Source organism: Mesorhizobium sp. M2E.F.Ca.ET.219.01.1.1 (assembly GCF_004016445.2).
In the GTDB taxonomy this organism is placed as follows: Bacteria; Pseudomonadota; Alphaproteobacteria; order Rhizobiales; family Rhizobiaceae; genus Mesorhizobium.
In genome coordinates, this window is the sequence record NZ_SADT02000018.1 from 2711 (window position 1) to 5907 (window position 3197).

Annotated in this window: 2 rRNA genes; both read left to right on the plus strand. The window is 54.6% G+C overall.

The annotated features are described in order from the left end of the window. Positions 1-24: 24 nt before the first annotated feature. Positions 25-2837 (plus strand): 23S ribosomal RNA (locus tag EN862_RS34595). A gap of 227 nt (positions 2838-3064) precedes the next feature. Then, positions 3065-3179: ribosomal RNA gene (gene rrf / locus EN862_RS34600) — 5S ribosomal RNA — on the plus strand. Positions 3180-3197: the final 18 nt, after the last annotated feature.

Sequence of the window (3197 nt, forward strand, 5' to 3'; positions counted from 1 at the left end):
GCGATGGGTATTGGCAATGAGAACGATCAAGTGTCTTAAGGGCAATTGGTGGATGCCTTGGCATGCACAGGCGATGAAGGACGTGATACGCTGCGATAAGCTACGGGGAGGTGCGAATACCCTTTGATCCGTAGATCTCCGAATGGGGAAACCCACCTAAGGTACTTGGAAAATCAGAGCTGCTGGTTGGTCGACAAGGCCGACCTGCAGTTGTGGTTTCCAAGTATCGCTAATAGGTAACTTATCCTGAATCCATAGGGATAAAGTGGCGAACGCGGGGAACTGAAACATCTAAGTACCCGTAGGAAAGGACATCAACCGAGACTCCGGAAGTAGTGGCGAGCGAACCCGGACCAGGCCAGTGGCGATTGAGAGACAAGCGGAACCTTCTGGAAAGTAGGGCCATAGCGGGTGACAGCCCCGTACGCGTAATGCGATCAATCGTCCTCGAGTAAGGCGGGACACGTGAAATCCTGTCTGAAATTGGGAGGACCACCTTCCAAGCCTAAGTACTCGTGCATGACCGATAGCGAACTAGTACCGTGAGGGAAAGGTGAAAAGCACCCCGACAAGGGGAGTGAAAGAGTACCTGAAACCGATTGCCTACAAACAGTGGGAGCCCGCAAGGGTGACCACGTACCTTTTGTATAATGGGTCAGCGACTTAGTGTGACGAGCAAGCTTAAACCGATAGGTGTAGGCGCAGCGAAAGCGAGTCTGAACAGGGCGTTCAGTTCGTCGCATTAGACCCGAAACCGAGTGATCTAGCCATGAGCAGGCTGAAGGTAAGGTAACACTTACTGGAGGGCCGAACCCATAACTGTTGCAATAGTTCGGGATGACTTGTGGCTAGGGGTGAAAGGCCAATCAAACTCGGAAATAGCTGGTTCTCCGCGAAATCTATTTAGGTAGAGCGTCGACCGAATACCCCAGGGGGTAGAGCACTGGATGGGCTAGGGGTCCTCACCGGATTACCAAACCTAACCAAACTCCGAATACCTGGGAGTACTAGTCGGCAGACACACGGCGGGTGCTAACGTCCGTCGTGAAAAGGGAAACAACCCTGACCTACAGCTAAGGTCCCCAAGTTATGGCTAAGTGGGAAAGGATGTGAGGATCCCAAAACAACCAGGATGTTGGCTTAGAAGCAGCCATCATTTAAAGAAAGCGTAACAGCTCACTGGTCTAAATAAGGGTCTTTGCGCCGAAAATGTAACGGGGCTAAAGCCATACACCGAAGCTTAGGGTTCGTGAGCAATCACGAGCGGTAGCGGAGCGTTCTGTAAGCTGATGAAGCCGTACCCGTGAGGGGCGGTGGAGGTATCAGAAGTGCGAATGCTGACATGAGTAACGTAAGGGGAGTGAGAGACTCCCCCGCCGAAAGACCAAGGGTTCCTGCTTAAAGTTAATCTGAGCAGGGTTAGCCGGCCCCTAAGACGAGGCGGAAACGCGTAGTCGATGGGAACCACGTTAATATTCGTGGGCCTGGAGGTAGTGACGGATCACACAAGTTGTCCAATCTTATCGGATTGAACGGGCAGCGGAGTGGTTCCAGGAAATAGCTCCTCCTTATAGACCGTACCCGAAACCGACACTGGTGGTCAGGTAGAGTATACCAAGGCGCTTGAGAGAACTATGCTGAAGGAACTCGGCAAATTGCACGCGTAACTTCGGAAGAAGCGTGACCCTTTTCTACGCAAGTGGAGGAGGGTGGCACAGACCAGGGGGTAGCGACTGTTTATCAAAAACACAGGGCTCTGCGAAGCCGCAAGGCGACGTATAGGGTCTGACGCCTGCCCGGTGCTGGAAGGTTAAGAGGAGGGGTGCAAGCTCTGAATCGAAGCCCCAGTAAACGGCGGCCGTAACTATAACGGTCCTAAGGTAGCGAAATTCCTTGTCGGGTAAGTTCCGACCTGCACGAATGGCGTAACGACTTCCCCGCTGTCTCCAGCATAGACTCAGTGAAATTGAATTCCCCGTGAAGATGCGGGGTTCCTGCGGTTAGACGGAAAGACCCCGTGCACCTTTACTATAGCTTTACATTGGCATTCGTAGTGGCATGTGTAGGATAGGTGGTAGGCTTTGAAGCCTGGGCGCCAGCTCAGGTGGAGCCACCCTTGAAATACCACCCTTATTACTATGGATGTCTAACCGCGGCCCGTTATCCGGGTCCGGGACAATGTATGGTGGGTAGTTTGACTGGGGCGGTCGCCTCCTAAAGAGTAACGGAGGCGCGCGATGGTGGGCTCAGAACGGTCGGAAATCGTTCGCTGAGTGCAATGGCATAAGCCTGCCTGACTGCGAGACTGACAAGTCGAGCAGAGACGAAAGTCGGTCATAGTGATCCGGTGGTCCCGCGTGGAAGGGCCATCGCTCAACGGATAAAAGGTACGCCGGGGATAACAGGCTGATGACCCCCAAGAGTCCATATCGACGGGGTTGTTTGGCACCTCGATGTCGACTCATCGCATCCTGGGGCTGGAGCAGGTCCCAAGGGTATGGCTGTTCGCCATTTAAAGCGGTACGTGAGTTGGGTTCAGAACGTCGTGAGACAGTTCGGTCCCTATCTGCCGTGGGTGTAGGAATATTGAAAGGATCTGTCCCTAGTACGAGAGGACCGGGATGGACGGATCTCTGGTGGACCTGTTGTGGCGCCAGCCGCATCGCAGGGTAGCTATATCCGGACGGGATAACCGCTGAAGGCATCTAAGCGGGAAACCCACCTTGAAACGAGTATTCCCTGAGAACCGTGGAAGACGACCACGTTGATAGGCCGGGTGTGGAAGAGCGGCAACGCTTGAAGCTTACCGGTACTAATAGTTCGATAGGCTTGATCGTTCTCATTACTCATATCCATCAGCGCTCACGCATGAGCGGCCCCTTCGGGGCCTATGCTCCGCGAGGGCGCCGGACGACCGGCGACGCGCAGTCGCGCTTGCGGGCTTCGCCCGTCGGCAAAACGCAGACGTCGCCTGGCACAAAAACGCGACGATCCAAGGATCGCGCCGCGACGATCCTGCAGATCGCGCCTGAACAGCTTCTCGATTGAACATGCGTTTTGCCGACCTGGTGGTTATGGCGGAGCGGCTGCACCCGATCCCATTCCGAACTCGGCCGTGAAACGCTCCAGCGCTGATGGTACTTCGTCTCAAGACGCGGGAGAGTAGGTCGCTGCCAGGTCTGCTAAACGCATGTTCA